Origin of the sequence: Rathayibacter sp. AY1A2 (assembly GCF_002930935.1) — a bacterium.
Lineage (GTDB): Bacteria > Actinomycetota > Actinomycetes > Actinomycetales > Microbacteriaceae > Rathayibacter.
The window spans coordinates 1-17,459 of sequence record NZ_PSTP01000001.1 but is presented as its reverse complement, the minus strand read 5'-3'; the positions used below and the strand labels follow the sequence as shown (position 1 = coordinate 17,459).

The following is a 17,459-nucleotide window of genomic DNA, read 5'->3' as shown; positions in this document are numbered from 1 at the left end:
CCGCCGTGCCTCTTGGAAACCTCGTCGATCGACCGTTCGGTGAATCGTCCCAGGTCCGCAACGAGCCGGTGCAGGTGCGCAGCGCCGCCCGTCTCGCCTCGCTGCTCGACGCGGCGGCCGCCGTCGTCGACGAGGTCGGCTTCGACCGCCTGACCACGGCGATGGTCGCCGAGCGCGCGGGAGCCGCGATCGGCACGGTCTACCGCTACTTCCCGGACCGCATCGCCGTCCTCCAGGCGCTGCGCGAGCGGGCCCTCGAGCGCTTCCGCCGCCGCGTCATCACCGAGATCCGCGACACCCACCCGGGCAACTGGTGGGGCGCGGTCGACTGCGCGATCGACGCCTTCTGCGAGATGCACCGCAACGAGCCGGGCTTCCGCTCCATCCGCTTCGTCGACACGATCCACGCCCCCGAGGTCGCGGGCGAGGCGTTCGAGGCCGGCTTCTTCGCCCGCCGCTTCGCCGAGATCCTCGCGTCCGAGTACGGCCTCCCGGGCGGCGCGCAGCTGTCCTTCCGCCTCGAGGTGACCATCGAGGTCGCGGACGCGCTGCTCACGCGCGCGTTCCTCATCGACCCCAACGGCGACCAGCGCTTCATCGACGAGAGCCGCTCACTGCTGCGCCACTACATGACCTCGCACTACGGAGCGGTCGAGGAGTCCTGACGCGCCCGGGCTGTCAAGGCCCTAGTCGCTCCCGGAACATCCCGCAACACTTCGCGGTCCGGGTTGGCAGGCGGCTGCTATTGGTGTTTTCCTTGCCGCCTGGCCCCGTTCGGGGCCGCGGGCCGTGCAACGGCCGGACGCGCGGAGCGAGAGCGGGCACAGTCGTGGACCAGGGACAGATCGGCGCGCACACCGCCGGACGGCGGGCGGCCTCGTGATCGAGTTCCGCAACGTCAGCAAGCAGTACCCGGACGGCACGCGGGCGGTCGACGACTTCTCGCTCGTGCTGCCCTCCCGGCAGACGACGGTCTTCGTCGGCTCCTCCGGCTGCGGGAAGACCACGATCCTCCGCATGATCAACCGGATGATCGAGCCGACCTCCGGCACCATCGAGATCGACGGCGAGGACATCTCGTCCCTGCCCGCCGTCGCGCTCCGCCGCCGCATCGGCTACGTGATGCAGAACTCCGGCCTCCTGCCGCACCGCAAGGTCATCGACAACATCGCGACCGTGCCGAGGCTGAACGGGGTCGCCAAGAAGCAGGCGCACGCCCGCGCGCTCGAGCTGATGGACACGGTCGGACTGGACCGTGCGCTCGCCGCCCGGTACCCCAGCCAGCTCTCCGGCGGCCAGCAGCAGCGCGTCGGTGTGGCGCGCGGCCTGGCGGTCGACCCGAACATCCTGCTGATGGACGAGCCGTTCGGCGCGGTCGACCCTCTCGTGCGCGCCGACCTGCAGCGCGAGACCCTGCGGCTCCAGGACGAGCTCGACAAGACCGTGGTCTTCGTCACCCACGACATCGACGAGGCGTTCCTCCTCGGCGACCAGGTCGTCATCCTCGAGAAGGGCGGCCGGATCGCGCAGAAGGGCTCGCCCGCCGAGATCCTGGCGAACCCCGCGAGCGAGTTCGTCGCCGGCTTCGTCGGTGCCGACCGCGGCAAGCGCTCGCTCCGGATCGAGGAGCGCGACGGCGCCCGCATCGTGGTCGACGGCGACGGGCGCCCGACCGGAGTGCTGCGCGCGCAGGACGGCCCCGCCGCGTGAACTGGGTCGTCAACAACACGGACGCGATCGTCGCGAACCTGCTGGCGCACCTGGCCCTGTCGGTCCCGCCGATCCTGCTCAGCTTCCTCGTCTCGCTGCCGTTCGGCTGGTTCGCGAACCGCTACCGCTGGAGCCGCGGCACCCTGCTGACAGGGCTCGGCGTGCTCTACGCCATCCCCTCGCTGGCCATGTTCATCCTGCTGCCGGTCCTGCTGGGCATCCCGCTCCGCTCGACCGCCAACGTGATCACGGGCCTCACCCTCTACGGCGTCGCGCTGATGGTCCGCACCACCTCGGACGCACTGGGCGCGGTGTCGGACGACGTCCGCCAGTCGGCGACCGCGATGGGCTACTCCGGCTGGGCGCGCTTCTGGCGGGTCGAGTTCCCGCTGGCCGGTCCGGTCCTGCTCTCGGGCCTGCGCGTGGTCACGGTCAGCACGGTCAGCCTGGTGACGGTCGGCGCGGTGCTCGGGATCCAGAGCCTCGGCCTGCTCTTCACCGACGGCTTCCAGCGCGGCATCACCGGTGAGATCGTCACGGGCATCGTCCTGACGATCGTCCTCGCGCTGGTGCTCGACGGACTGCTGGTGCTGATCGGCCGTCTCCTCATGCCCTGGACGGCTCTGGACCGCACGCGCCGCTCGCGCAGACCGGTCGCGGTCGAGAGGGCGGTGACGTCGTGAACCTCATCGCCGAGGCCTTCGCCTGGATCGCCGACCCCGCGCACTGGACCGGGGTCTACGCGATCCCGACCCGTGTCGCCCAGCACGTCGGCATCAGCCTGCTGGTGCTCGTGATCGCGGCCGCGATCGCGATCCCGATCGGCTACCTGATCGGGCACACCGGGCGCGGCAAGGGCATCGCCGTGCCGGTCGCAGGCGGCCTGCGCGCCCTGCCGACACTGGGCGTGCTCGTCCTCGCGGCGATGAGCCTGGGGCTCGGCCTCGGCGCTCCGGTGATCGCCCTCGTCGTGCTCGCGATCCCGTCGGTGCTCGCCGGCGCGTACTCCGGGCTCGAGGCGGTCGACCGCCGCACGGTCGACGCGGCGCGCTCGATGGGCATGACCGAGTGGCAGATCCTGACGAAGGTCGAGATCCCGCTGGGGCTGCCGCTGCTGATCGGCGGGCTCCGCTCGGCGGCGCTGCAGATCATCGCGACCGCCACGCTCGCCGACTACATCGGCGCCGGCGGCCTCGGGCAGTACATCTTCCGCGGAGTGAAGTCGGGGGACTACCCGCAGATGCTCGCCGGCTCGATCCTGGTGATCGTGCTGACGCTCCTCAGCGAGGTCCTGTTCGCCCTCCTCCAGCGGCTCGCCGTGCCGCGCGGAGTCGTGCTCGGCCTGGCCGGCACCGCCGGCCGCACAGGTTCCCGCGCTTCGTCGCCCCGACGACGCGCGGTGATGGGAATCCCCATCGAAGAAGGGAAATAGCAATGTTCACAGCACATTTCACGAAGGGCCGTGTCGCGCTCAGCGCACTCGCGGTCGGTGCCGTCGTGGCACTGGCAGGGTGTTCCTCGAGCGATCCGCTCGATGAGGGATCGGGTGCGACTGCGGGCAGCGAGACCATCGTGGTCGGCTCGCAGGACTACTACTCGAACGAGATCCTCGCCGAGATCTACGCGCAGGCGCTGGAGAACGACGGCTTCACCGTCGACCGCCAGCTGCGCATCGGCCAGCGCGAGATCTACCTGCCCGAGATCGAGAGCGGATCCATCGACGTCTTCCCGGAGTACGACGGCAGCCTCCTGCAGGCGCTCGAGCCCGACGCGACGGCCACCACCGCCGACGACGTTTACTCCGCGCTCGGCGACGCGCTGCCCGACGGCCTCCGCGCCCTCGACGCCGCTGAGGCCAGCGACCAGAACTCGTACACCGTCACCCAGGCCTTCGCCGACAAGTGGGACCTGACCGACATCGCGTCGCTCAAGAACGTCACCGACCCGATCGTGGTCGGCGGCAACTCCGAGCTGCAGACGCGCCCCTACGGGCCCGACACCCTGCAGTCGAAGTACGGCATCACGACCACCTTCCAGGCGATCGAGGACAGCGGCGGATCGACCACCGTCGACGCGCTCACCAGCGACCAGATCCAGCTGGCGAACGTCTACACGGCCGACCCGAACATCCAGAAGAACGACCTCGTCGCTCTCGAGGACCCGGACGGACTGTTCGTGGCCGACAACGTCGTGCCGATCGTCTCGAGCAAGATCACGGACGACGCGGCCGAGGTGCTGAACGCGGTCAGCGCGAAGCTCACGGCGGACGACCTCGTCGCCCTCAACTCCGAGAGCGTCAACGAGCAGAAGTCCGCGTCCGCGATCGCGGGCGAGTGGCTGAAGTCGGCGGGTCTCGTCGACTGATCCTCCCCGGATCCACGCCCGGAGGCGCGTCACTCGTCGAGGTGACGCGCCTCCGCTCTGTTCAGGAGCTTCTTCCCGAGGAGCACGAGCAGGGCGAAGACGACGATGACGCCCACGAAGACGTAGCCGGCGCCGTGCAGGCTCTCCGAGAGCTCCCGGTAGCTGCCCGCCGCGGCCGCGCCGACGCCGACGTAGGCGGACGACCAGAGCACGCACGCCGGGATCGTCCAGGCCATGAAGGTCCGATAGCGCATCCCGCTCATCCCCACCGTCAGCGGGATCAGCGAGTGCAGCACCGGCAGGAAGCGCGAGAGGAACACGGCGAACCCGCCGCGCCGCGCGAGGTAGCGCTCGGCCTTCAGCCAGTTCTTCTCGCCGAGCCGGCGTCCCAGGCGCGACGCGCGGATCCGCGGCCCGAACCAGCGGCCGAGGTAGAAGCCGACGGACTCGCCGCAGAGGGCGCCGATGACGACCGTGACGGCCAGCGCCGCGAACTGCAGCGGGCTGGTCACGCCGGTCGCGCTGACGATCACGATCGTGTCGCCGGGGACGACGAGGCCCGCCAGGATCGTGGTCTCGAAGAAGATCGCGAGTCCGGCGAGGAGCGTCCGCCAGACCGGGGGGACGCTGACGACGAAGTCCAGGATCCCGGTGAGGGTGTCGTTCACCGGGCGCCCCCGCCCGCCGGGGACTCGATCGGGGGCTGGGGCCGACGGCGGCTCCGGATGCTCGGCATGGCTCGATCGTAGGGGCGCACGGCTGGGCGGCGGCAGGGCTGCGCCCGGGAGGCCGGTGGACGCCGAGCGGTCAGGGGACGGCGACGAGCGCAGAGGCCGCCGGGCCGGTGCCGTTCGCCGTGACCGCCTGCACCGAGAGGGTGTAGCTGCGGCCCGGGACCAGCTTCGTGAAGGTCTGCGAGCGCTTGGTCGCGGCGACCACGGCGCTCCAGGCTCCGGCTCCGCTCGTGTCGGACCCGTCGCGCGACACCCGGTAGCCGGTGACCGCCGAGCCACCGGTCCCCGCGGGGGGCGACCACGCGAGCGTCGCCGTGCCGTCCGAGCCCGCCGTGGCGGTGACCGTGGTCGGCGCGCCGGGGAGCCCGGCGGCGACGAGGGTCGCCGTCAGCGTTGTGCTGCTCCCGGGAGTGACGACGCTGTGCGAGGCGGCGCCGCCGTCCGACCAGGACGAGAACCGGTAGGCCGTGCCCGACGCGTCGGTCTGGTCCGGGACCTCCAGCTGGAGGGCCGAGCCCGCCCACGAGACGACGGTCGTGCCTCCGGCGACCTCGGTGCCGTTGACGACGACCGTCCGGCCGGCGGGAGCGGTGGCCAGGGTGACGGAGACCTTCTGCGGGGAGAACGTCCGCGTCGCCGTCGTCGACACTCCGCTCGAGTCCGTCGCCGTGACGCTGATCAGGAGGTCGCTGTCCGCGGCGGCGGCGAGGTCCTCCGGGCCGGGGGCGACGAAGGAGAGGTCGTTCCCCGTCAGCGGCCCGAGGAAGGGATGCGTGTGCTGAGCGTGGCGGCGCTGGACGGTCCAGGTGAGCGCCGAGGCGGGCAGGACGCCGTCCTCGGCGTCGGTCGCCGTGGCGCGGAGGCCGTAGCTCCGGCCCGTCACGAACACCCCTCCGTCGGCGGGTGCGGTGATGCTCACCGTCGGGGCACTGTCGCCCGAGGTGATCCTCGTCGTCGCGGGTGCGGAGACGGCTCCCTTCGGATCGCGGACGCGGAGGGACGCGGTCCAGCTGCCGGCGGCGTAGCTGTGGGTGAAGGTCGGGCCGGTCGTGATGCGGTCGGGGGTGCCGTCGCCGAACGACCACAGGTAGGTCAGGGCACCGCCCTCCGGGTCGCTGCTGCCCGAGCCGTTCAGCCGCGCGGCGAGAGGAGCCGCGCCGGAGGAGGGGGCGGCGGTGAGGGTCGCGGTCGGGGCGCGGTTCGCCGCGGCGGTGTAGGCGAGGCGCCGGACCTCGCCGCCGTTCGCGTAGCTGGTGTAGAAGAGGTCCTGGGTCCCGCGCGAGGGACCGAAGGCCATGGCGACGGCGCTGCTGCCGCCGAGGCCGGTCACGAGGTCGCCGGCCGCGCCGGTGCGGCCGAGGGTCCGGATCTTCCCGCACACGTAGTCGCCGAAGAGGTACGCGCCGTCGTAGGCGGCCGGCCAGACGCCGCGGGGGACGTAGGCGCCGCCCGTGATCGAGGCGCAGCCGCTGCTGTGCGCGTAGTCGTGGACCGGGTCGGTGAGACCGGCGGGCGCCGCGGCTCCGCAGTTCGAGGCCGAGCCGGTCTTCGCGCAGTGGCCCTCACGGGTGTTCCAGCCGTAGTCGGCGCCGGCGACGCCCTGGTCGATCTCCTCCCAGGCGTCCTGGCCCACGTCGTTGATGCGGAAGACGGTGCCGGTCGCGTTCGGGTCGAAGGCCATCCGGAACGGATTGCGCAGGCCGCTCGCGAAGGTCTCGCGGCAGCGCACGCCCGCGGCGGCCGGGGCGAGCCGGCAGGAGGCGGTCCCGGTGCCCAGGTAGGGGTTGCCGGCCGGGACGCCGCCGGTGAGGGTGATCCGGAGGATCTTGCCGTTCAGGATGTTCGGGTCGCGGGCGGCGTCGTTCCGGCCGCCGCAGCCGCTGCCGCCCGGCGAGCCGACTCCGCCGCGGTAGTCGCAGCCGCCGTCGCCGACGCTGACGTAGAGCAGGCCGTCCTTGCCGATGGCGAGGTCGCCGCCGTTGTGGTTGCTCGCGGGGGAGTAGATGCCGTCGAGGAGGACGCGCTCGGAGGCCGGGTCGATGCGGTCGTCGGTGCCGAGCTGGAACGAGGAGACGCGGTTGCGCGGGGCTCCCGCGGGGTTCACCGTGCCGCCGGCGTTGGTCGGGCAGGAGGAGTCGGAGCCCTTCGCGGTGTAGTAGACGACGACGGTGCGCGAGCCCGGTGCCGGGTCGACCGCGAGGCCGAGCACGCCGCGCTCGCCGTTGGCGCAGACCTTCGAGCGCAGGTCGAGGGCCGGGGTGGCGACCAGGCCGCCGGCGCGGATCACCCGGATCGCGCCGGTCTGCGAGGAGACGAGGGTGCGCCCGTCGGTCGTGAAGGCGAGGGCGGTCGGCGCGGGGACGGCCGCCACCCGCGAGTCGGTGAAGCCGGCGGGCACGACGGGAGCGGCGGACGCCGGACCCGCGGGCCCGGCGACGAGCGCGGCGGCCGTGATCGCCAGGACGGTGAGCAGGGCGAGACCACGGGGGCGGATCCTCGAGCGGGGCATCGGTGACTCCGAGACGGTCGGCGCTGCTGAGCGAGCGGCGGTCTGCGGCGGTGCAGAGGGCGCTGTCGGCGATGACGCGGGGCCAGGATAGGCGCGCGCGACGGAGGGGCCGTGTCCCCCTTCAGGGTCAACACTGGGGGCTCCGGACCCTGTGTCCCCGGGCCGCTCACGTCGCGCGGGGCTGCTGTGCGGCGGCCCGCCGGCTCACTCCAGAGCGGGCAGGACCACCGCGCGGACCGCCTCCGAGAACCGGGCGTAGCCGGCCTCGTCGAAGTGCAGGCCGTCGTCGACGAAGAGGGAGGGGTCGACAGAGCCGTCGGAGGTGACGAGCGCGTCGGCGGTGGGGACGAAGGTGACGCGGTCGTCCGTCTCGGCGTAGGCGCTGACCGCGGTGTTGGCGGCGCGGACCTCGGCGCCGACGGAGGCGCGGGCGGGCGTCTCCGCGATCTCGACGTAGAACAGCTCGGCGTCGGGGGCGACCTCCTCCACGCGCTGGAGGTACTCGACGACGGCGCCGGCGGTCTGGGCGCCGGTGCGCGAGCCCTCCTCGCCGCTGATGTCGTTCGCTCCCACGTACACGATCACGGCGCGGGGATCGAAGGGGGCGACCATGCGGTCCAGCCACGCGAGGTGATCGGCGACGGTCGTGCCGCCGATCCCGATGTTGTAGGTCTCGAGCGGGCGCAGGTCCTCCTTGGAGGTCGTCCAGCGGCCGATCGTGGAGCTGCCCGTGAGGACGATGCTGTGCTGCGGGAACCCGGCGGCGAAGCGCTTCTCGAGACCGGCGACGCGCTCGGCCATGTCGACGGAGGAGGTCGGGCCGGGGTCGGGGGAGCTCGCGGCCGGAGCGCCCGCGCCTCCGCTCCGCGAGGCGAGCGAGAGGGCGATGCCCGCGCCGGCGAGGACCAGCGCGAGCACCAGCAGCGCGACCAGGAGGCGGAGGCGGATGCGGCGGGGGCCGGGGGCGGAGCCGGAGGGCGTCGCTCGAGTCATGGCTCGATCCTCGGGCATCGGCGGGGGCGCGTCGTCCACGAGGAGGCCGTCCGAGGACCCGCGCACCCGGTGGCCGTCTCTCCGTCACCGGATCGCCGTGATCGAATCCGCGCAGAACATCACAGAGGATGCACAGCCGTGCAACACTTGCACATCGCCATCGTCATCGTCGCCGCCGGCCGACTTCCGATGGACGATCACGACGAGGACTCATGGCACGCGCACGCATCACCTGGGTGGACACGGCGAAGGGCATCGCGATCATCCTGGTCGCCCTGGCCCACTCCGTACAGTGGACCACGACGGCCGGGATCGCCCCCGACTCGTGGAACGAGATCAACCTCCTCCTCATCACCTTCCGGATGCCGCTGTTCTTCCTCGCCTCGGGGCTGTTCGCCGGCTCCGTGCTCACCCGGTCGTGGCCGGAGCTCTGGCGTTCGCGGCTGAGCCTGCTGGTCTGGGCCTTCCTGCTCTGGTCCGTGGTGCGGTTCCTCTTCTTCCTGGTGGTGCCCAACCCGGGCGGCACCGACGAGTCCGACCCGCTCGCGCTGCTCCTCCAGCCGGTGATGCCGCACAACGGGCTCTGGTTCCTCTACGCGCTCACGATCTTCTTCGTGGCCGCCAAGCTCGCGCAAGGCCGGATCGACTGGCGGGTGCAGATCGGCATCGCGACCGCGATCGCCGTGGTCTGGTACGCCGTCCGCTCCAGCACCTCCGAGGGCACCGGGAACATCGCCTGGGACGGCATGGCCCGCTACCTGATGTTCTTCCTGCTCGGCCTCTACCTGCGGAACGCGGTGATCGCGTTCGTGGAGCGCCGCGGGATCCTCAGCGGAGTCGGCTTCGGCGTGCTGTTCCTCGTGCTCGCCGGCGTGATCCTCGCCGTCCGCGCCCGCTTCCCGCTGCTGACGATCGGGCTGGTCCTGGTGAGCGTGCTGGCGGTCCTCGCCGGGCTCGTGGTCGCCCGCTTCCTCTCGAACCGGCGCGGCGCGGGCTGGATCACCTTCATCGGCCGCAACACGCTCCCGGTGTACGTGGTGCACGTCCTCTTCGTCTCGCTCGCCACGAGTGCCCTGCTGCTCTTCGACGGAGAGCGCTGGCTCGACGTCATCGGACCGGTCGCGCCGCTCCTGGTCTGCGGGATCGGCGTCGCGGCGGCGCTGGGTTACTGGCGCCTCACCCGCGACCTGCCCGTGCTGAAGTACGGCTTCCAGGCGCCCGCCTGGTTCTCCGGCTCCCGCTCGCGCGTCGACGCCGGCTGACCGCGGGGCGCCCGCCGACGGCACATCGGCATCGGCTCCGGGAGTCTCTTCACCGGGCGAGTCCGTCGATGGCGTCGCGCAGTGAACGGATTCCCAGAGCCGATCTCGCGGATGTGCGCCTGGGAATCCGCTGAAGGCCCGTGAGAGGAAGTCTCAGCGCTCCGTCGCCCGCCTGATCGCTCGGCGTCGAGAGGTCGCCGGCGGCGGGTCCGACGGAGGCGAGCCCCGCTCGGCAGTCGCCGCGCGGGGGACTCCCTCGACGTCGAGAGGGACTGTCTCGACGTCGAGCGACCGGTCGGCTGGAGCGCTCGGAGGGGCGTCCGGGGCCACCCCGGAAAGGGTGCCGCCAGGAGCTCGCGGAAGGCCGCACATCCGCCCCAGTACTGGGATCGGAGGCCGTCGGACCCCTTCCGCCGACCTACTCTCGGAGCTGTGAACGAACTCCTGGACCCGCTCCTGCTGTCGAGATGGCAGTTCGGTCTGACGACGATCTACCACTTCCTGTTCGTGCCGCTCACGATCGGCATGGCGCTCACCGTCGCGATCTTCCAGACCTGCTGGGTGCGCACCGGGAAGGTGCACTACCTGCAGCTGACGAAGTTCTTCGGGAAGCTCTTCCTGATCAACTTCGCGATGGGCGTCGTGACCGGGATCGTCCAGGAGTTCCAGTTCGGGATGAACTGGAGCGACTACTCCCGCTTCGTCGGCGACGTCTTCGGGGCCCCGCTGGCGTTCGAGGGCCTGCTCGCCTTCTTCCTCGAGGCGACCTTCATCGGCCTCTGGATCTTCGGCTGGGACAAGCTGCCCGAGAAGCTGCACCTGGCCACCATCTGGCTGACCACGCTCGGCACCACGCTCTCGGCCTACTTCATCATCGCCGCGAACGCGTTCATGCAGAACCCGGTCGGCTTCCGCATCAACGAGACCAAGGGCCGCGCGGAGCTCACCGACATCTGGGCGCTCCTCACCAACAAGGTCGCTCTCGCCGCGTTCCCGCACACGATCTTCGCCTGCTTCATGGTCTCGGCCGCCGTCATCATCAGCGTCGCGGCCTACCACCTCTCCCGGAACCAGCACCTCGAGACCATGCGCCCCGCGCTGAGGTTCGGCGCCTGGATGATGCTCGTCAGCGGCGGCCTGACCCTGTTCACCGGCGACTCGCTGGGCCTCGCGATGGTCGACACGCAGCCGATGAAGATGGCGGCCGCGGAGGCGCTCTACAGGACCTCCACAGGCGTCGACGCCTCCTTCTCCGTCTTCACCTGGGGCACGCCGGACGGCTCGAGCGAGCTGTTCTCGATCCGCATCCCCTACCTGCTCTCCTTCCTCTCGACGCACACCTTCACCGGCACGGTCGAGGGCATCAACGACCTCCAGGCCCAGTACACCCAGGTCTACGGACCCGGCGACTACACGCCGATCATCTGGGTCACCTACTGGTCGTTCCGCTGGATGATGGCGCTCGGCGTCCTGGCCATCGGCGTGGCCGCGGCCGGCCTCTGGTTCACCCGGAAGGGCCGCGAGCCGAAGCAGTGGATGTGGAAGGTCGCGATCTGGGCCGCCCCGCTGCCGCTGATGGCGATGATCGTGGGCTGGGTCTTCACCGAGATGGGCCGCCAGCCGTGGCTCGTGTTCGGACTGCTGAAGACCGCCGACGGAGTCTCGCCCGGAGTGAGCGGCCTCGAGGTCCTGATCTCGCTGCTCGCCTTCACCGCGATCTACGGCACGCTCGCCGTGGTCGAGTTCCGCCTGATCAAGCGGGCCGCGCAGGCCGGCCCCGACGACGCTCCCGATGTCGACGAGGAAAGCGGTCGCCCGCAGCTCGTCGGCACCGTCTACTAGGAGGCACCCCTCATGGATCTCGCCGTTCTCTGGTTCTGGATCGTCGCGTTCTTCTTCATCGGCTACTTCGTCCTCGACGGGTTCGACTTCGGCGTCGGCATGTCGCTCCCGTTCCTCGGGCGCGACGACACCGACCGCCGCGTGCTGATCAACACGATCGGCCCGGTGTGGGACCTCAACGAGACGTGGGTGATCGTCGCCGGCGCCGCCCTGTTCGCCGCGTTCCCGGAGTGGTACGCCACGCTCTTCAGCGGGTTCTACCTGCCGCTTCTGCTCATCCTGCTCGCGCTGATCGCCCGCGGCGTCTCGTTCGAGTACCGTCACCAGCGTCCGGAGGCGCAGTGGAAGCGGCGCTTCGACACGATGATCGTCGTCGGCTCCGCGGTGCCCGCCTTCCTCTGGGGCGTGGCCTTCGCGAACATCGTGCAGGGCGTCCCGATGGACGCCGACCACAACTTCACCGGCACCGTCCTGGACCTGCTGAACCCCTACGCCCTGCTGGGCGGAGCGACGACCCTCCTGCTCTTCTTCACGCACGGAGTCGTCTTCGTCGCCCTGAAGACGGAGGGGGAGATCCGCGAGCGTGCGCGCCGCCTGGCGACCCGTGCGGGGCTGCTCACCGTGGTCGTCGCCGCGGTCTTCCTGGCCTGGACCAACCTCGGCCAGGGGAGCACCGCCTCCTGGGCGCTCTCGGCGGGCGCGGCCGCGACCCTCGTCGGCGGCTGGCTCGCGATCACGCGGGGCCGGGAGGGACGCGCCTTCGCGCTGCTGGCCGGCACCATCGCGCTCGCCGTGCTCGCCCTCTTCGCGACGCTGTTCCCCGCGGTGATGCCGGCCTCGAACGTCCCCGCCTACGGGCTGACGATCGAGAACGCCTCCAGCACGCCCTATACGCTGACGGTCATGAGTTGGACCGCCCTGGTGTTCGTGCCGCTCATCGTCGGCTACCAGGCCTGGACCTACTGGATCTTCCGCAAGCGCATCAGCCGCGCGCACATCCCGGTCAACGCCCACTGACGTGAAGCCCCTCGATCCGCGCCTGCTCCGCTACGCCCGGGCGGCCCGCGTGTTCCTCCTGCTCGGCGGGGTGCTCGCGCTGGCGAGGACCCTGGCGATCGTCGCCTTCGCGTGGCTCGTGGCGCAGCTGGTGGCCGGTGCGGTCGACGGGAGGAGCGCCGACGATCTCGCGCCGCTGCTGGCCGCCCTGCTCGCGGTCGTCGCGGCGCGGGCGGCTCTCGCCTGGGCGACCGAGGTGAACGCTGTGCGCGGAGGAGCAGGAGCGAAGGCGCAGCTGCGGCAGGCGGTCCTCGCCGCACTGGTCGAGCTCGGCCCGGCGGGCCGCTCCGAAGGGGGCTCGGGCGGGGTCGTCGCGCTGCTGGGCGGCGGACTGGACTCCCTCGACGGCTACTTCGCCCGCTACCTCCCGCAGCTGATCGCCACCGCGGTGGCGACGCCGCTCCTGACGCTCGTGGTCTTCCTCGCCGATCCGCTCAGCGCGGTGTTCCTGGTGGTGACCCTGCCGCTCATCCCGGTGTTCATGGTGCTGATCGGCTGGGCGACCCAGGCCGTGCAGGCGCGGCAGTGGGAGCGGCTGCAGGCGCTCGCGTCCGGCTTCGTCGACACCGTCGGCGGCCTCGCAACACTCAAGATCTTCGGGCGGGCCGAGCGGCAGGCGACGCGGATCCGCGCGCTGACCGAGGACTACCGCGTGCACACGATGAAGGTGCTGCGGGTGACCTTCGTCAGCGGCTTCGTGCTGGAGCTCGCCGGCTCGCTCTCGGTCGCGCTGGTCGCCGTCTCGATCGGGCTGCGGCTCGTCGACGGCTCGCTGGGGCTGGCCGTCGGGCTGTTCGTCCTGGTGCTGGCGCCGGACGTGTTCCTGCCGGTGCGCCAGGTCGGTGCCGAGTTCCATGCGGCGGCGGACGGGGTGCAGGCGGCGGACCGCGCCTTCGCCGTCCTCGAGCGCGCGGCGGCCCTGCCCGCTCGCGGGAAGGCCCCGGCGGCGACGGGGGCGCTCGAGCTGCGGGGTCTCGCGGTCGACGACGGACGCGGGCGGACGCTCGCTCCTGTCGACGCGGTGCTCCCCGTCGGGTCGATCACCGTGGTGACCGGGCCCAGCGGGTCCGGGAAGTCGACGCTGATCGCCGCGCTCGCGGGCTTCGTGCCCTTCTCGGGCACGCTGCTGCTCGGCGGGTCGCCGGTCGCGGATCTGCGTTCGACGCTCGCCTGGGCGGGCCAGCGGCCCGACCTTCTCCCGGGGAGCGTCGCCTCCGCCGTCGGGCTCGGAGCACTCTCGCCGGACCCCGAGCGCGTGCGGCGGGCCCTGGCGATCGCCGCCGTCGACGTGGACCCCGAGCGCCGGCTCGACGCCGAGGGGACGGGCCTCTCGGGCGGGCAGAGCGCCCGTGTCGCCGTCGCCCGCGCTGTGCACCGCCTGCTCGAGCGCGGGTGCGCGGTGCTGGCCCTGGACGAGCCGACCGCCGCCCTCGACGACGAGTCCGAGCGGGCGCTGCTCGCCGGACTCAGGTCGCTGGCGGAGAGCGGGACGATCGTCGTCGTCGCCAGCCACCGGCCCGCGACCGTCGCGGCGGCCGACGCCGTGATCGCCCTGGCGCCGGCGGAGGCGGTCGCGAGGTGAACCGCTCCGACGTCCTCCGCGCCGCGATGCCCGGGCCGCGCCGCTTCCTGCCGGGTCTGTCCTTCGGGCTGCTCTCCTCCTCCGCCGTCGTGGCGCTGCTGGCCTGCTCCGCCTGGCTGATCGTCCGCGCGGCCGAGCAGCCGCCGATCCTGTTCCTTTCCATGGCCGTCGTGGGCGTGCGGGCCTTCGCGCTGGCGCGGGCCTTCTTCCGCTACCTCGAGCGGCTGACCGGCCACGACGCCGCCTTCCGCGCGCTCGCGGAGCTCCGGGCGGGCGTCTACGAGCGCCTGGTGCCGGTCGCGCCGGACGGGCTGGGCCGCGTGCGCCGCGGCGACCTGGTCTCCCGGGTGGTGGCGGACGTCGACGCCCAGCAGGACGTGCCGCTGCGCGTCGTGCAGCCGCTGGTCGTCGCGGCACTGGTCGCTGCGGTCTCGGTGGTCGGCGTCTGGCTGCTGCTGCCGGCGATGGGCGCCGTGCTGCTGGCGCTGCTGGTCCTCGCCTTCGCCGGTGGGGCCCTGGGCGCCGGCCGGCTCTCCGCGCAGGCGGATCGCGAGCTGGCGCCGCTGCGCGGGGAGCTCGCCGAGCGCCTCAACCTGCTGGTCACCCGCCTCGACGTGCTCATCGCCTTCGATGCGGCGGGTGACGCTCTGGCGGACGTGGCACGCGCGGAGGAGTCGCTCGCCCGGGCGGCGCGTCGGCGGGCGGCCTCCGCCGGACTGGCCGCGGCCGTCCTCGCCCTCTGCTCGGGCGGTGCGGTCTGGGCGGGCCTCGCGCTCGGGATCCCGGCGATCGGCGACCTCGGCGGTCCGGCGCTGGGAGTCGTCGCGCTCGTGCCGCTCGCGGTCTTCGAGGTCGCCGCCGCCGCGCCGCTCGCCGTGCAGGCGGCGCGCACCGCGCTCTCGAGCGCTCAGCGCCTGGCCGATCTGGACGCCGAGGCGGCGTCGCCGGCGCTCGCGACCGACGCGGACGTGGACCCGGATGCCCCGGCTCCCCGGGGCGCCGGCATCGTCCTGCGCGACCTGTCGGTGAGCTGGCCCGGCGCGCACACGCCCGCGCTGCGGGGCGTCTCGCTCGACCTGCCGGAGGGTGCGCGCGTCCTCGTCACCGGCGGCAGCGGCTCCGGGAAGACGACGCTCGCGCACGCTCTGGTGCGCTTCCTCGACCACTCCGGCAGCTACCTCCTGGGCGGGGTCGAGGCGCGGACGCTGCCGCAGGCGGAGGTGCGGAAGCGGGTCGGGCTCGTGGAGCAGCAGCCGTACCTCTTCGACGACACGATCCGGCAGAACCTCCTCTTCGCGCGGCCCGAGGCCGATGGCGCCGTGCTCGAGGCGGTGCTGGAGCGGGTCGGGCTCGGCCCCTGGCTTGCTGCACGCGGTGGGCTCGACGCGCGGGTGGGGGAGCGGGGCTCGCTCGTCTCGGGCGGCCAGGCTCAGCGGATCGCCCTCGCACGCGCACTCCTGGCCGACTTCCGCGTCCTGGTGCTGGACGAGCCGACGGCGTCGGTGGACGCTCCCGTGGCCGACGCTCTGCTCGGGGATCTGCTCCGCGCCGCCGAGGGGCGGACGGTGGTCCTGATCGCGCACCGGGTCGATCCCGGCCTGGAGTTCGACACGTGGATCCGGGTGGCGGACGGCACGGCGGCTCAGGAGCACCGGGCCGCCTGAGCAGGCGCCCGGCTCCGCGGGGCGGTCGGTCCGAGCGGCCGTTCAGCCGTGCTCCGTCGGGACCGAGGCCCGCGCCAGGGAGGCCGCGCGCGCCAGGCGCCCGCCCTCCGCCCCCCAGCGGTCGAGGACCGCGTCCGCCCGGGTCCGCGCCGCACCGCGCAGCCCTGCCAGGAGCGGAGCGACGACGTCGTGGGCCAGCGGGTCGCTCAGCTCGTCCACGCGGGAGTCGCGGACGAAGCCCTCGAGCCGGGTGAGGTCGGAGCCGCGCAGCCACTCGGCTCGGGACTGCAGCAGCACGACGGCCGCCAGCCGCGGCTCGAACACCGCCGGCTCCCACAGCTCGGAGGAGAGGGCTGTCACGTCGTCGTGCTCGAGCGAGCGGAACTTCCTCAGCGCGTCGCGGACGGTGCCGCGGACCGCCCCGACCGAGGCGCCCGTCGAGTCGAGCCCTGCTCCCAGGCGCTCGCGCACGTCCTGCGCGCGCCAGACGTCGCCCTCGTACTCCAGGGCCGAGCGGATGAAGTCGCCGGGGTCGCTCACCCCTCCATCATGCGTCGCGCGTCAGCCCCGGCTGGCCCAGACGGCCCGTCCGATGCCGTCGTACTCGACGAGGCGGCCGTCGTCCTGCAGCACGAGGCGGTAGGGCGCGACGACGCCGCTCTGGCCGATGCCGAAGGAGATCCTCGGGAACCGCAGCCAGAGGATCCGGGAGTCGGCCACGTCGAGCCGGCCCTCGGAGCTCATCGAGAAGGCGGCGCCGGAGGCGGAGGAGGTGTTCGTCGCCCAGTCCGCGCCGTTCGGCCCGTAGACGACGAAGTTGCCGTCGCGCTGCATCTCGGCCCGCCACTGCCCGCTCGTCGAGGTCAGCCGCGTGCCCGCGACGACGAGGCCGCTCGGGGAGAGCGAGTCGCGCACGATGAGCGCGGCACTGCTCCAGAGGACGCCGGAGTCGTCCGCGATCCGGAGATCGCCCTCGCGGAGGACCATCGTGGCGCCCGGCTCGCCGGACGTGTCCGAGGCCCACACGGGCGCGCCGTCCGCGGTGTAGACCACGGCGTTCCCGTCGTCCTGCATCCGGAGGACGTTGCCCCGGCCGCGGGTGCCGCTCGCCCAGAGAGCCCCGCCCTGCCCGTAGACGACGAGGTTGCCGTCCTCCTGCATCACCGCCGTGGTGCCTCCCGGGGTGGCGAGCCGGTTCCCCGCGTAGAGGGTGCTGCCGCGGCGGAGGGTGTCGGTGCGCGGCTCGTCGATCCGGCCGCCGATGCTGCTGGCCCAGGCCGCCGAGCCGCTGCGGCGGTAGATCACGAGATTGCCGTCGTCCTGCATCCTCAGCTCGCCGCCCGGGTCGGCCACCGTGCCGCTCGCCCAGACCGGGCGCCCGTCCGCGGCGTACACGACGAGGTTGCCGTCGTCCTGCATCCGCAGGCTGTCGCCGCGCCCCTGCGTGCCCGACGCCCAGGTGGGACGGCCGCCGGCGGCGTAGACCACGGCGTTGCCGTCGGTCTGCATCACGAGGGAGGAGGCGCCGTCGGGGGACACCAGCCGCTCGCCGCGCGCGAGCTGCTCGCCGGCACGGAGGACCGCGGCGGAGGCGACGGCGGAGGACGCCGAGGGCGGGGTCTCGATCGCGGAGGCGGGCAGCGAGCCCAGCAGGAGCGCGCCCGTGGCGGCGAGCGCCGCGAGGGAGGCGGTCAGGGAGCGGCCGGAGGGGAGGTGCGTCATCGCAGGGGTCCTGTCGGGGAG

The 17,459-nt window shown here is 72.7% G+C and carries 15 protein-coding genes; 10 read left to right on the top strand and 5 right to left on the bottom strand.

What is annotated here, in order from left to right; translation table 11 throughout:
- Positions 1–5 precede the first annotated feature (5 nt).
- The 5 genes from C5B93_RS00075 to C5B93_RS00055 all read left to right on the top strand — a co-directional run bounded on the left by C5B93_RS00075 (position 6) and on the right by C5B93_RS00055 (position 4,074).
- On the top strand, positions 6–665 hold the full coding sequence (locus C5B93_RS00075; RefSeq protein WP_104223107.1) for a TetR/AcrR family transcriptional regulator: 660 nt from the start codon (positions 6–8) through the stop codon (positions 663–665).
- 214 nt (positions 666–879) lie between these two features.
- Positions 880–1,710, top strand: coding sequence for an ABC transporter ATP-binding protein (locus C5B93_RS00070; RefSeq protein ID WP_104225631.1), 831 nt, complete (start codon positions 880–882; stop codon positions 1,708–1,710).
- Complete coding sequence (locus C5B93_RS00065; RefSeq protein WP_104223109.1) at positions 1,707–2,393, top strand: ABC transporter permease; 687 nt, start codon at positions 1,707–1,709, stop codon at positions 2,391–2,393. The genes C5B93_RS00070 and C5B93_RS00065 overlap by 4 nt, the downstream gene beginning before the upstream one ends.
- Positions 2,390–3,142, top strand: coding sequence for an ABC transporter permease (locus C5B93_RS00060; protein WP_104225632.1), 753 nt, complete (start codon positions 2,390–2,392; stop codon positions 3,140–3,142). Before C5B93_RS00065 ends, C5B93_RS00060 begins: the two co-directional genes overlap by 4 nt.
- Before the next feature lie 2 nt (positions 3,143–3,144).
- The gene (locus C5B93_RS00055) at positions 3,145–4,074 is read left to right on the top strand and encodes an ABC transporter substrate-binding protein (protein WP_104223111.1); all 930 of its coding nucleotides are present in this window, start codon (positions 3,145–3,147) and stop codon (positions 4,072–4,074) included.
- 29 nt (positions 4,075–4,103) lie between these two features.
- Here C5B93_RS00055 and C5B93_RS00050 read toward each other — a convergent pair whose 3' ends face one another.
- From C5B93_RS00050 to C5B93_RS00040, 3 genes are all read right to left on the bottom strand, one after another.
- Positions 4,104–4,742 carry a DedA family protein gene (locus C5B93_RS00050; protein WP_104223112.1) on the bottom strand — a complete coding sequence of 213 codons (639 nt, stop codon included), beginning with the start codon at positions 4,740–4,742 and terminating at the stop codon, positions 4,104–4,106.
- Positions 4,743–4,881: 139 nt separating this feature from the next.
- Positions 4,882–7,317, bottom strand: a complete 2,436-nt coding sequence (locus C5B93_RS00045) for a PQQ-dependent sugar dehydrogenase (RefSeq protein WP_181068283.1) — start codon at positions 7,315–7,317, stop codon at positions 4,882–4,884.
- A 204-nt stretch (positions 7,318–7,521) separates the two neighbouring features.
- Positions 7,522–8,310 (bottom strand): GDSL-type esterase/lipase family protein, encoded by a 789-nt coding sequence (locus C5B93_RS00040; protein ID WP_146083679.1) that lies wholly within the window; start codon positions 8,308–8,310, stop codon positions 7,522–7,524.
- 212 nt (positions 8,311–8,522) lie between these two features.
- On the opposite strand from C5B93_RS00040, the gene C5B93_RS00035 reads away from it, so the two are divergent.
- From C5B93_RS00035 to cydC, 5 genes are all read left to right on the top strand, one after another.
- Positions 8,523–9,572 carry an acyltransferase family protein gene (locus tag C5B93_RS00035; RefSeq protein ID WP_181068282.1) on the top strand — a complete coding sequence of 350 codons (1,050 nt, stop codon included), beginning with the start codon at positions 8,523–8,525 and terminating at the stop codon, positions 9,570–9,572.
- A 432-nt stretch (positions 9,573–10,004) separates the two neighbouring features.
- The gene (locus tag C5B93_RS00030) at positions 10,005–11,414 is read left to right on the top strand and encodes a cytochrome ubiquinol oxidase subunit I (protein WP_104291475.1); all 1,410 of its coding nucleotides are present in this window, start codon (positions 10,005–10,007) and stop codon (positions 11,412–11,414) included.
- A 12-nt stretch (positions 11,415–11,426) separates the two neighbouring features.
- Positions 11,427–12,431 carry a cytochrome d ubiquinol oxidase subunit II gene (gene cydB / locus C5B93_RS00025; RefSeq protein WP_104291474.1) on the top strand — a complete coding sequence of 335 codons (1,005 nt, stop codon included), beginning with the start codon at positions 11,427–11,429 and terminating at the stop codon, positions 12,429–12,431.
- Between the two features lies 1 nt (position 12,432).
- Entirely contained in the window at positions 12,433–14,052 is a 1,620-nt protein-coding gene (gene cydD, locus C5B93_RS00020; RefSeq protein WP_104263597.1) for a thiol reductant ABC exporter subunit CydD, read from the top strand.
- The gene (gene cydC / locus C5B93_RS00015) at positions 14,049–15,716 is read left to right on the top strand and encodes a thiol reductant ABC exporter subunit CydC (protein ID WP_104291473.1); all 1,668 of its coding nucleotides are present in this window, start codon (positions 14,049–14,051) and stop codon (positions 15,714–15,716) included. The genes cydD and cydC overlap by 4 nt, the downstream gene beginning before the upstream one ends.
- 42 nt (positions 15,717–15,758) lie before the next feature.
- Here the strand turns inward: cydC and C5B93_RS00010 are convergent, their stop codons facing one another.
- A complete protein-coding gene (locus C5B93_RS00010) occupies positions 15,759–16,256 on the bottom strand; it encodes a DNA alkylation repair protein (protein WP_104291472.1) in 498 nt (165 codons plus the stop codon).
- 21 nt (positions 16,257–16,277) lie between these two features.
- Positions 16,278–17,459: hypothetical protein (locus C5B93_RS00005; protein ID WP_219814007.1), on the bottom strand; the 1,182-nt coding region annotated here is incomplete at its 5' end.